This is a genomic window from Bartonella sp. CL266QHHD (assembly GCF_042195355.1).
Lineage (GTDB): Bacteria > Pseudomonadota > Alphaproteobacteria > Rhizobiales > Rhizobiaceae > Bartonella.
This window is the reverse complement of the sequence record NZ_JBHIOD010000016.1, coordinates 19,905-32,061: the sequence shown is the minus strand read 5'-3', so window position 1 is coordinate 32,061 and position 12,157 is coordinate 19,905. Positions and strand designations below refer to the sequence as shown.

Genomic DNA, 12,157 nt, shown 5'->3' with positions numbered 1-12,157 from the left:
TCAAAAATATAAAATTTTTCATACAATCCAGTCATCAAGCGTTTAAAACTTGACCATAAGCATCCAATACACTTTCTTTCATCATTTCCGATAAGGTCGGATGTGGAAAGACAGTATGCATTAATTCTTCTTCTGTTGTTTCAAGATTCATAGCAATAACAAAACCCTGTATCAATTCTGTTACCTCAGCCCCTACCATATGGGCCCCGAGAAGCTGTCCTGTTTTTTTATCAAAAATCGTTTTTACTAACCCCTGATCTTCACCCAAAGCAATCGCCTTACCATTCGCAGCAAAAGAATAACGACCAATACGTATATCATAACCTGCTTCTTTTGCAGCCGCTTCTGAAAGCCCTACAGAGGCAACCTGTGGTGTACAATATGTACACCCTGGAATTTTTCTTTTATCAAGCGGATGAGCACTCTTCAAACCTGCAAGATGCTCAATACATATCACTCCTTCTTCTTCTGCTTTATGGGCCAACATAGGAGGACCTGCTACATCACCAATAGCATAAATGCCTTCCACCCCCGTCCAACTCCATTCATCAGTTACAATGCACCCACGATCGGTTTTTATTCCCAAAGATTCTAAACCAAGATTCTCAATATTACCTTGCACCCCTACAGCGGAAATTAACCGGTCAACAGTCATTGTCTCTATTTTACCTTGAACATCAATATGTACAGTCACAGAATCGGAAGACTTTTCAACCTTTGTTACTTTTGCTTGACGAAGAATGCGTAAACCTCTTTTCTCTAACTGTTTACGAGCAAACATTGAAATTTCAATATCTTCAGCAGGCATGATATGGGGCATCATTTCAACAACAGTTACTGTCGCCCCCATATCACGATAAAAAGAGGCAAATTCAATGCCAATAGCCCCAGACCCTATAACCAAAAGCGATTTTGGCATTGCTGGCGGTATCATAGCTTCAAAATAAGTCCAAATGAGTTTTCCATCTGGTTCAATACCAGGAAGAACACGAGGACGTGCGCCCGTTGCAATAATGATATGCTTTGCTTGATAAGTTCCCTCCCCTAACGTTCCTTTAGGGACTGGATTTTGCGGTTGCATAATCGGTTTTGAGGATGAAGAAACCATAATTTCCGCAGGATGGCTTCCCTTTGCTTTTTTAGTAAGCTTTGCTTCACCCCAAATAATATCAATTTTGTTTTTTTTCATTAGAAAATCAACACCAGCATTTAAACGTGCTGAAACACCGCGTGAACGTGCCACAACATCTTTGATGTTTGCCTCAATTGAACCATTAATTTTTAGTCCATAATTTTTTGCATGTTCAGCAAAATGTTTCATTTCCGCTGAACGTAGAAGGGCCTTTGTGGGAATACATCCCCAATTTAAACAGATCCCTCCCAAATGTTCACGTTCAACAATCGCAGTCTTAAAGCCACATTGTGCTGCACGAATTGCGGTTACATATCCGCCTGGACCTGATCCAATCACAATTACATCATAAAGATTTGCCACAGTAATTCCTCCATGGATATATATAAAACGGATATGCACTTTTTGAACTTAAGTCTGCAAAATAACATGACAGAATTATCTTATGTCTTTTGCTTACGTAAATGCTTTACCCAAACCAGAAATAGCAATAACATTGCTCTTCAAACTCGTTAAATTTGCTTTTATTCTCTTAATACACTCTCTCACAATTTACGTGAAGAACTGTTAAACAGTTCAAACCAACATTGCTAATGGATTTTCAATCATCTTCTTAAAAGTCCGCGCGATCTCTGCTGCTAAAGCACCATCGACAGCACGATGATCAGCAGAAATCGTAACTGACATAACTGTCGCAACGACTAATGCATCATTTTTAACAACGGCGCGCTGCTCCCCTGCTCCAATCGCAAAAATCGTCGCATGCGGTGGATTAAGAATAGCAGAAAAACTTTTTATACCATACATCCCCATATTTGATACAGCTGTTGTTCCACCCTGATATTCTTCCATTTTTAACTTGCCCTCGCGCGCACGCTTTGCAAAATCCTTCATCTCTTTGGAAATAAGTGATAACGGCTTTTCCTCTGCATGGCGAATAATCGGTGTAATTAATCCATTGGGAATGGAAACAGCAACCCCAACATCACAATGTTTATGATGAATCATCCCACCTTCAAGCCAAGAGACATTCGCATCAGGAACCGCTTTCAAAGAAAGTGCGACAGCTTTGATCACCATATCATTAACAGAAAGCTTATAAGTAGGCTGAGTTTCTTCTTGCCTTTTAACCATTGGTGCAGCAGCATTCAGTTGTGTACGCAGTGCTAATAGCGCATCAAGTTCACAATCTACCGTTACATAGAAATGTGGGACTTTCTGTTTTGATTCCACCAAACGTGTCGCGATTGTTTTACGCATATTATTATGGGGAACGAAGCTATATTCATCCTCTTTGAAGAGTTTCAATATCTGTTTGTCTGAAGCACCTGTAGCTGTTAGCTCCCCTATCTGTGATGAATAAGACACTTTAGAAATATCGCTGCTCACAGCTTTTTCCACATCGCGCTTAATAATACGCCCATGCGGACCACTTCCAGAAATAAGGGATAAATCAAGACCTGCCTGAGATGCTAATCGCCGCGCTAAGGGAGAGGCAAAAAGACGAGATTCTTTTTTATCTTGCTGTATTAATTGCCCAGTTGATGATTCATGAGACATTTTTATTCCCTTTGAGTCCGTCTGTTTCAGAGAATCTGTCTGTTTGATGCCCTCTGATTCTTGTCTTGTAGAAGAAGAGATTTCTTCTGTAACTTTTGCAGCTTCAGCTAAATCTTCACCTTCTTCTGCTAAAACAACAATTAAAGCATTTACTTTAACGCCTTGTGTTCCAGCAGGAACAACAATTTTAGCAACCCTGCCTTCATCAACGGCTTCGACTTCCATTGTCGCTTTATCCGTCTCAATTTCAGCAATAACATCACCAGAGGAAACCTTATCTCCCTCCTTAATATTCCATTTTGTTAAATTTCCCTCTTCCATCGTAGGGGAAAGCGCTGGCATTGTAATTTTAATGGGCATTATGCTTTCCTCCGTTATGCTCTGTATGTCACAGCCTTAACGGCCTCAATAATTTCAGCAGTATTAGGCAAAGCCAACTTCTCAAGATTAGCGGCATAAGGCATCGGAACATCTTTGCCAGAAATCGTAGCAATTGGCGCATCAAGATAGTCAAAAGCCTGCTGCATAACACGCGTTGCTATTTCAGTTCCCACGGATGACTGAGGAAATCCCTCTTCAATTGTTACCAAACGACCTGTTTTTTTAACTGACGAAAGAATTGTTGGAAGATCCATAGGGCGAATGGTTCGTAAATCAATCAATTCAACATCAATACCAAGTTTTTCAATTTCTGGTAACGCTTGAACAGCATAATGCATCCCAATTCCACATGCAACAATCGTCACATCTTGTCCAGACTTATGAATACGCGCCTTACCAATAGGCAAAAGAAAATCATCCAGTTGAGGAACATCAAATTGATGCCCATACAAAATCTCATTTTCAAGGAAAATAACAGGATTATCATCACGAATAGCAGCTTTCAGCAAACCTTTTGCATCTGCAGCACTATAAGGCATGACAACTTTCAGACCTGGTACATGACTATACCATGCAGCATAGCATTGAGAATGTTGAGCACCAACACGGGCAGCCGCACCATTGGGACCTCGGAAAACCATAGGAGCGGTCATTTGTCCACCAGACATATAACGTGTTTTGGCTGCTGAGTTAATAATTTGGTCCATCGCCTGCATCGCAAAATTAAAGGTCATAAACTCGACAATAGGACGTAACCCACCAAAAGCAGCCCCAACAGCCAGCCCAGCAAAGCCGTGCTCTGTAATTGGGGTATCAATAACTCGGCGTTCCCCGAACTCTTCCAACAAACCCTGACTAACCTTATAGGCACCTTGATATTGCGCGACTTCTTCCCCCATAAGAAAAACTGTTTCATCACGCCGCATTTCTTCAGCCAAAGCCTGATTAAGCGCTTCACGAACTGTCATTGTAACCATTTGTGTTCCCGCTGGAATATCAAAATTAAGAGATGTATCAAAAGTAGGAGCAGCCTGCGGAACTGACAATGGCAGAGAAAGAGCAGATTCCTTAGGTTTTTGTGCTATATCAGTAGGTTGCGAAATATCCTCAGCACGCTCACCTTCTTCTAACAAAATTGCAATAACAGTGTTAACCCTTACGCCTTCTGAACCTTCAGGCACAAAAATTTTACCAAGAGTACCTTCATCAACGGCCTCTACTTCCATTGTAGCCTTATCCGTTTCAATTTCAGCAATAACATCGCCAGAGCTAACCTTATCACCTTCTTTCTTGAGCCATTTAGACAGTTTACCTTCTTCCATAGTTGGTGAAAGCGCCGGCATCAAAATATCAATAGACATACTTGCTTCCCTCGCATCAAACTAAAATATCAGTATAGAGCTCAGAAGCATCTGGCTCTTGATCACTTTGTGCAAAATCTACCGCATCAGCAACAATTGCACGGACCTCTTTCTCAATAGATTTTAAATCGTCTTCGCTCGCCCAATTTTTTTTAAGAATCCGACTTTTTACTTGATCAATCGGATCGTGCTCCTCTTTTATTTTTTGGACTTCTTCCTTTGAACGATATTTTGCTGGGTCAGACATGGAATGACCACGATAGCGATAGGTCTGCATATCAAGAATGATCGGTCCTTTACCTGAGCGTGCCCAAGAAATTGCTTCATCAGCAGCTCCTTTTACTGATCGAACATCCATACCGTCAACAACAATACCTGGAATTTCAAAAGAAAGACCACGTCGGGAAAAATCAGTTTCTGCAGATGCACGTGAAACTGACGTTCCCATAGCATACTGATTGTTTTCAATAATATAAACAACGGGAAGCTTCCAAAGTGAAGCCATATTAAAACTCTCGTAAACCTGCCCCTGATTTGCAGCACCATCACCAAAATAAACCAATGTCACATTATCTTTACCAAGGTACTGATTCGAAAATGCCAAACCTGAACCAATTGGAACCTGCGCACCAACAATACCATGTCCTCCATAAAAGTTCTTTTCTTTAGAGAACATATGCATCGAGCCACCTTTCCCTTTGGAAAAGCCACCTTGGCGCCCCGTTAATTCTGCCATGACACCACGCGGACTCATCCCAACCGCTAACATATGACCATGATCACGGTAAGACGTAATAACCTGATCACCTTCTTTTGCCGCTTTCAATGTTCCTATAACAACGGCTTCCTGACCAATATAAAGGTGACAAAATCCCCCAATAAGCCCCATACCATAAAGTTGTCCTGCTTTTTCTTCAAAACGGCGAATTAAAAGCATTTCACGATAAGCATCAATTTCTTCTTCTTTTGTAAAATCTGCTATTGGTGCTTTCTTTGTGGTGCTTGATAATGCAGTGCGCGCCGCCGACGCAGAATTTTTTTTAAGTCGTTCTGCCATATTAAACTCCCTTTTATGATTATTTAGGAATAACCTTTACGAACAAAAGTTACAAGCCTTATCAATCGGCTTAAACAATATCATTGCTGATTGTTGTTTAAATTAAGCGATTTTTCATTTACCTTTAGTATCAATTTCAAGGTATTAAGATTGTCAGTTCATTTGGCTTAGAAAAGTTCAAATTCTTTCGGACATACTCATCCAACATATCTTTTTCTATATGCCCATTGCGTAAAAGAGAAATACGCTTTTCCATGAATATCCGCTCAGCTTCTATTTTATGAAGCTCCTTTTCTAATTCGCTAATATGCTGATTAACTTCACTGCGTGAATACAATCCATACTCACCATGATAAATGTGATAACTGAAATAGCTTAAGACTCCCACCGTCATAAGAGGTAGTACAAAGCGTACTTTGATTGATCGACGTTTCTGCTTTGTCCACATAAAATAGCACAGTCTTTACAGCACAAATTTCTTGATATTTTGCCCAACTATGCATGATTTTGATTAATACCTCATTACCAAATCTACACCAAAATAATTTGTTATTTCAATTTATCCCCCCCCTTAATACGATCAAAGTAAGCTGAATGCCCCACTTTTTATATTATAAATATTGGATATCCTCTAAGTTGTGATTTTACACCCATCTTTGTCCTTAAAACTTCCTGTTAAAATGACTATAAAATCAATCAATACCCAAGGTGTAATTATCAAAAAAATTCCTATAAGCCCTACCGGCATAAATATTATACTTATTATACTTATTACACTTATTATATTTATAAGAAGTATTGCAATACCAGTTCCAACTTTACCAACCATAAAACGATGAATTCCTAGTCCACCTAGAAAAAAACAAACGACCGCTAACGTCACTTTTGATTGCTGTGACTGACCTTCAGTTGAGATAGGGAAAATAGATTTAATGGTATCCCCTTCACACACAAAATCAACGACGTCACCAACTTTCGGCGGCGTTTTTCCTGACCAATCCCAATTCGCAAACTGATAGCGCTTACCATCAGCCCCTGAAATGAAATAATCTCCTTGATCATGACCAATAATCTTACCTTTCATCTTCACCACCTATAAAATTGTTATTCATAAAGAAGCTTTTCTTCTAATATGATAATATGTTGAATAAACCTCACAGCATGAATACAGTCTGTATTCACCGTGATATATGACAATTTAAAAAGCTAAAAATTCCCCAACAACTTAAAATTCCCGCAATTACAAGTGGTAATACAAAGCACGCTGTTCGATTTGCACCTTTGCTTTTTTCATATGAAATAGTACAGTCTTTTTCAATAGTTTTATTTAAATATTCATAATTTTCTTTAATATTTCACATTTAAAGACATATATTAAAATAATTTACATTATTAAATTAATATATTGACAACATTAAAAGTAAAGAAAGTGCCTCACTCTTTACTTTTTATATTATTCTAAAATTTCTACCAATTTATAATTTTATCCCCATTTTCATCCCTAAAATATCCGGATAAAATAACTATAAAATCAATGAATGACCAAGGACCAGTTACTAAAAGTATCCCTACCCCAAAAGTAAATGGTATACTTAGTAGGCTTATAAGAAGCATTACAATACCCGTTCCAACTTTACCTGCCATAAAGCGATGAATTCCCAACCATCCAAAAAACCAACAAACAAGTGCTATCGCCAATCTTGATTTTTCTGACTGAGTTTTACTCACGAGAGGGAGAACAGATTTAACAACATTATCTTCATATACAAAATCAACGGTATCACCCACTTTTGGTGTTTTTTTTCCTAACCAATCCCAACTCGTAAATTGATAACGCTTACCGTCAGCCCCTGAAACAAAATAATCTCCTTGATCCTGACCAATAATCTTACCTTTCATTCTTGCCCACCTATAAAGCTGCTCCTCATGTGTTATTCATAAAGAGATTATTTCTAATTCGACAATATGCGGATTAACCTCACGGTGTAAATACAATTCGTACTCACCATGATAAACATGAAATTAAAATAGTTCGTAACTCCCCAATAATCTAATATTTCCCCCTGCTATAAGCAGTAACAAAAAACATGCTTTAGTTGATTTATATCTTTGCTTTACCCATATAAAATAGCATTGTCTTTTTCAATACGTTTACTTAGCTGTACATGTTTTTTAATATCTCATATTAAATAAATGTAGTACAATAATTTCGCATGATGTAACTTAATATATTTATAAAAATAAAAAGCGAGCTAAATTACCTTTTTTTATTATAAGATTTTCACAAATCTGTAATCTGATTTCCATCTTTATCCGTAAATCTTCCACCAAGAATGACTATAAAATCAACAATTGCCCAAATGCCGGTAATTATCAATCCAAACAATGATAAAGATAGAACTAGCATTAAAGCACCAGTCCTAACTTTACCAACCATAAAGCGATGGACACCAAAGATACCTGCAACCCAACAAAGCAGTGCGAACATTATCTTTGTGTTCTCTGTACCTGATCTCAACAATGGAAAAACAGAACTGACAACCCCCCCTTCACAGACAAAATCAACAGCATTACCAATCCTTGGTGGATTCTTTCCCAACCAATCCCAAGTCGCAAACTGATAACGTTTACCATCATCACCAGCAACGAGATACGTTCCTTGATCTTGACTAATAATTATACCTCTCATCTTAATCCCTATAAATTTAAACACTTAAAAATTATTGCGTATATGCCTTTGATAAGAAATCTCAATTTCATAATCTAAATGATCTTATACTTTCATATTTTGTGCTCAGAACTATACACTAAATCACCAGCATAACGCGCTTGGGCTCCTAGCATTTCTTCAATACGAATAAGTTGATTGTATTTGGCTAATCTATCCGAACGTGCAAGAGAACCTGTTTTAATTTGTCCACAATTCGTTGCAACCGCAAGATCTGCAATGAAAGAATCCTCTGTTTCGCCTGAACGATGAGATATAATGGCACGATAACCTGCTTTATGTGCTACTTCTACAGCATCAAGTGTTTCACTCAATGTACCAATTTGATTAACTTTTATGAGAATAGAATTGCCTACCCCCATTTTGATACCATCACGCAAACGTGCTGAATTCGTTACAAACAAATCATCGCCAACAAGCTGACATTTTTCTCCAATTGTGTCAGTGAGTAACTTCCAACCTTCCCAATCATCCTCTGCCATTCCATCTTCAATTGTAATAATAGGATAATTTTTCACAAGATGTGCTAAATAATCTACCTGCTCTTGGATGTCTCGGCATTTCCCCTCACCTTTATAAAAATACGAACCATTTTTATAAAATTCGGTTGAAGCACAGTCTAAACCAATGGCAATTTGTTCACCTGGTTTATAGCCACATATCATGATAGATTCCATAATAAAATCAATTGCTTGATCAGCACTTTTAAATTGAGGTGCAAAACCACCTTCATCACCAACATTGGTATTATAACCCGCATCTTTTAAACGCTTTTTCAATGCATGGAAAATCTCAGCGCCATAACGGATAGCTTCTCTTACAGTAGGAGCTCCTATAGGGATAATCATAAACTCTTGAAAATCAATCAAATTATCAGCATGAACGCCACCATTAATAATATTCATCATGGGGGTTGGAAGAATATGCGCTTGTGTACCACCAATATAACGATACAAAGGTAAATTTAATGAATCCGCAGCTGCTTTTGCAACAGCTAATGAAACACCAAGAAGTGCATTGGCACCAAGACGGGCTTTGTTTGGCGTTCCATCCAAAGCAATCATTGCTTGATCAATAGCAATTTGATTTGTTGCATCCCGCCCACCAAGTTCTTCAAGAATTTCGCCATTAACTGCAGCAACCGCTTTTTCAACACCTTTCCCTTGATAGCGCAAACCACCATCACGAAGCTCTATAGCCTCGTGTGCTCCTGTTGAAGCTCCCGAAGGAACCAGAGCGCGACCAAAAGCTCCATTCTCCAAATGAACATCAACTTCTACCGTTGGATTACCACGGCTATCAAGAACTTCACGCCCAATGATATCGACAATTATAGTCATATGTGTTTCCTTATCCAATAAAAGTCTCGATTCATTTATAATGCCCTATTAATGAAATATTTCTTCTCTTCTCAACTCAACTTTTTTGACAGATAATCAAATTCCATTAAAGTCTCAAGCAATCTTTGTAAATCATCAACTTTAACCATATTGGGTCCATCAGAAGGTGCATTATCTGGATCTTGATGTGTTTCTAAAAAAATACCAGCTACCCCAACAGAGACAGCTGCACGCGCTAAAATTTCAACAAATTGACGCTGCCCACCAGATGAAGCCCCCTGCCCCCCAGGTTCTTGAACAGAATGCGTTGCATCAAAAATAACAGGAGCACCAAATGAACGTAAAATAGGCAACGAACGCATATCAGAAATAAGTCGGTTGTAACCAAATGACGTGCCTCGCTCACAAAGCATAACATTCGGATTACCACTGTAAACAACCTTTTTTAAAACATTCTCCATGTCCCACGGCGCTAAAAACTGACCTTTTTTAATGTTAATAACACATTCTGTTTTGGCGGCTGCTACCAAAAGATCTGTTTGACGACATAAAAAAGCCGGTATTTGTAAAATATCAACTGTAGAAGAAACAATTGTACATTGCTCTTCTGTATGCACATCAGTTAATATGGGACAATTAAACTCTTTTTTTAAATCAGAAAAAATGGACATTGCTTTTTCAAGACCAATACCACGTGCCGCCCCCAAAGAGGTTCTGTTGGCTTTATCGTAACTTGATTTATAAACAAACCCGATACCAAGCTGATCGGTAATTGTTTTAATACGACCAGCCATTTCAAAAGCATGATCACGACTTTCCATCTGACACGGCCCTGCAATTAATGAAAGAGGCATTTCATTTGAAAAAATCATATTTCCAACTTTCACACGGGCATTTGGTTTAGTCATTTTATCCCTCAAAAGCAAAGTAACCCAATTTATGCATTAAACTAATCGACTTTGTTCTACAGCAGCTTCAATAAAAGAAGAAAAAAGCGGATGTGGATCAAAAGGACGGGATTTTAATTCTGGATGATATTGAACACCAATAAACCATGGATGATCTACATATTCTATCGTTTCTGGTAAAATACCATCAGGAGACATCCCAGAAAAAATCAAACCACACTGTTCTAACTTATCCTTATAATCAATATTAACCTCATAACGATGACGATGTCGCTCGACAATCTTGGTCATCCCATAAATTTGAGCAATATGACTCTCTTCTTTTAATTCAGCAGCAAAAGCACCAAGGCGCATCGAACCGCCGAGATCACCATTTCTTGTACGTTTTTCAAGGACGTCTCCTTTAAGCCATTCTGTCATTAAACCTACAATTGGATTGTCTGTTTCGCAAAACTCACTTGATGAAGCATTCTCAATCTGTGCAATATTGCGCGCTGCTTCTATACAAGCTAATTGCATCCCAAAACAAATCCCTAAAAATGGAACTTTACGCTCTCGTGCAAATTGAATTGCTCGAATCTTCCCTTCTGCCCCACGTGCCCCAAAAGCACCTGGAACCAAAATTCCATGGGCTTTTTGTAAAGCTGAAACAGAATCTTCTTTTTCAAAAAGTTCCGAATCAATCCACTCAATATTAACTTTCACTCTATTCGCTAAACCACCATGCGCAATCGCTTCAATAAGAGATTTATAAGCATCCTTTAAGCCCGTATATTTTCCTACAATAGCAATCGTGACTTCTCCTTCAGGATTGTGAATACGATGCGTAATATCCTCCCAACGATCCATCTTGGGGGAAGGTGCCGAATCGATTCCAAAAGCGCAAAGAACTTCAGAGTCCAAACCTTCCTTATGGTATGCCATAGGAACATCATAAATCGTTGGCATATCTAATGCCTGAATGACTGCATTGGAGCGAACATTGCAAAAAAGTGATAATTTGCACCGTTCTGTTTCTGGAATAGATCTATCTGCACGTACAAGCAAAATATCAGGAGAAATACCAACTGCTTGCAATTCTTTGACAGAATGTTGTGTTGGTTTCGTTTTTAATTCACCTGCTGAAGGAATATAAGGCATTAATGTGAGATGGACATAAACGACATTTTGTCTCGGTAGCTCATTGCGAAGCTGACGAATCGCTTCTAGAAAAGGCATTGCTTCAATATCACCAACCGTTCCACCTATCTCACATAAAACAAAATCAAATTCTTCATTTCCCATCGTAATGAATCTCTTAATTTCATCCGTAACATGAGGAATAACTTGGACTGTTGCCCCCAAATAATCACCACGCCGCTCTCGTTCAATGATATTGCGATAAATACGCCCTGTTGTAATACTATCTTGGCTATTTGCAGAACGCCCAGTAAAACGCTCATAATGACCAAGATCAAGATCCGTTTCTGCACCATCATCGGTCACAAATACTTCACCATGTTGATAAGGTGACATCGTACCTGGATCAACATTTAAATAAGGATCAAGTTTGCGAAGACGTACGCGATAACCACGAGCCTGTAATAACGCTGCTAACGCCGCCGCTGCGATGCCTTTTCCAAGGGAAGAAACCACACCACCAGTAATAAAAACATAACGTGCCATGGGCTTATGGTGATAAGCAATTTAT

Annotated in this window: 11 protein-coding genes; all 11 read right to left on the bottom strand. The window is 38.6% G+C overall.

The features are described 5' to 3' along the window. Positions 1-34: 34 nt before the first annotated feature. Positions 35-1,495, bottom strand: coding sequence for a dihydrolipoyl dehydrogenase (gene lpdA, locus ACFIK7_RS01065; RefSeq protein WP_375662774.1), 1,461 nt, complete (start codon positions 1,493-1,495; stop codon positions 35-37). 213 nt (positions 1,496-1,708) lie between these two features. After that, positions 1,709-3,052 carry a pyruvate dehydrogenase complex dihydrolipoamide acetyltransferase gene (locus tag ACFIK7_RS01060; protein WP_375662773.1) on the bottom strand — a complete coding sequence of 448 codons (1,344 nt, stop codon included), beginning with the start codon at positions 3,050-3,052 and terminating at the stop codon, positions 1,709-1,711. A 14-nt stretch (positions 3,053-3,066) separates the two neighbouring features. Next, on the bottom strand, positions 3,067-4,434 hold the full coding sequence (locus tag ACFIK7_RS01055; protein ID WP_375662772.1) for a pyruvate dehydrogenase complex E1 component subunit beta: 1,368 nt from the start codon (positions 4,432-4,434) through the stop codon (positions 3,067-3,069). Positions 4,435-4,450: 16 nt separating this feature from the next. After that, positions 4,451-5,491 carry a pyruvate dehydrogenase (acetyl-transferring) E1 component subunit alpha gene (gene pdhA / locus ACFIK7_RS01050; RefSeq protein ID WP_273791144.1) on the bottom strand — a complete coding sequence of 347 codons (1,041 nt, stop codon included), beginning with the start codon at positions 5,489-5,491 and terminating at the stop codon, positions 4,451-4,453. A gap of 136 nt (positions 5,492-5,627) precedes the next feature. Then, positions 5,628-5,939, bottom strand: a complete 312-nt coding sequence (locus ACFIK7_RS01045; protein WP_012754998.1) for a septum formation initiator family protein — start codon at positions 5,937-5,939, stop codon at positions 5,628-5,630. Positions 5,940-6,122: 183 nt separating this feature from the next. Next, on the bottom strand, positions 6,123-6,575 hold the full coding sequence (locus tag ACFIK7_RS01040; RefSeq protein ID WP_375660883.1) for a TM2 domain-containing protein: 453 nt from the start codon (positions 6,573-6,575) through the stop codon (positions 6,123-6,125). A gap of 383 nt (positions 6,576-6,958) precedes the next feature. Further along, complete coding sequence (locus ACFIK7_RS01035) at positions 6,959-7,390, bottom strand: TM2 domain-containing protein (protein ID WP_375643078.1); 432 nt, start codon at positions 7,388-7,390, stop codon at positions 6,959-6,961. A 382-nt stretch (positions 7,391-7,772) separates the two neighbouring features. Beyond that, complete coding sequence (locus ACFIK7_RS01030) at positions 7,773-8,180, bottom strand: TM2 domain-containing protein (RefSeq protein ID WP_375631359.1); 408 nt, start codon at positions 8,178-8,180, stop codon at positions 7,773-7,775. A gap of 92 nt (positions 8,181-8,272) precedes the next feature. Next, positions 8,273-9,559, bottom strand: a complete 1,287-nt coding sequence (eno, locus tag ACFIK7_RS01025) for a phosphopyruvate hydratase (protein WP_375631360.1) — start codon at positions 9,557-9,559, stop codon at positions 8,273-8,275. Between the two features lie 71 nt (positions 9,560-9,630). Continuing rightward, positions 9,631-10,467: a 3-deoxy-8-phosphooctulonate synthase gene (kdsA, locus tag ACFIK7_RS01020; protein ID WP_273791141.1), complete on the bottom strand. Its 837-nt coding sequence runs from the start codon at positions 10,465-10,467 to the stop codon at positions 9,631-9,633. Between the two features lie 36 nt (positions 10,468-10,503). Then, positions 10,504-12,132, bottom strand: a complete 1,629-nt coding sequence (locus ACFIK7_RS01015; protein WP_273791140.1) for a CTP synthase — start codon at positions 12,130-12,132, stop codon at positions 10,504-10,506. Positions 12,133-12,157 lie beyond the last annotated feature (25 nt).